Source organism: Neobacillus niacini (assembly GCF_000759675.1).
Taxonomy (GTDB): domain Bacteria; phylum Bacillota; class Bacilli; order Bacillales; family Cytobacillaceae; genus Neobacillus; species Neobacillus niacini_A.
The window spans coordinates 1-407 of the sequence record NZ_BAWM01000135.1 but is presented as its reverse complement, the minus strand read 5'-3'; the positions used below and the strand labels follow the sequence as shown (position 1 = coordinate 407).

Genomic DNA, 407 nt, shown 5'->3' with positions numbered 1-407 from the left:
AATAAGAGAGAAAAACTAAAATGGCGATTCTCGGTTTTACTTTGACTTCTTCTTACGATTATCTAGTTTTCAAAGAACGAATTTGGTGGAGCCTAGCGGGATCGAACCGCTGACCTCCTGCGTGCAAAGCAGGCGCTCTCCCAGCTGAGCTAAGGCCCCGTTATGAGATGGTGGGCCTAAATGGACTCGAACCATCGACCTCACGCTTATCAGGCGTGCGCTCTAACCAGCTGAGCTATAGGCCCTCACAACGAAATATATAAGAGAGAATTAATCCCTCAAAACTAAACAAACAAGTAACAGTCAACTTATTATCAGTCCGTAAGGACTGCATTATCCTTAGAAAGGAGGTGATCCAGCCGCACCTTCCGATACGGCTACCTTGTTACGACTTCACCCCAATCATC

At 46.2% G+C, this 407-nt stretch carries 2 tRNA genes and 1 rRNA gene; all 3 read right to left on the bottom strand.

The features are described from left to right. Positions 1-83: 83 nt before the first annotated feature. Positions 84-159, bottom strand: a tRNA-Ala gene (locus tag TR08_RS24990). 9 nt (positions 160-168) lie between these two features. Then, positions 169-245, bottom strand: a tRNA-Ile gene (locus TR08_RS24985). Positions 246-343: 98 nt separating this feature from the next. Beyond that, positions 344-407: ribosomal RNA gene (locus TR08_RS24980) — 16S ribosomal RNA — on the bottom strand; the annotation flags it as partial.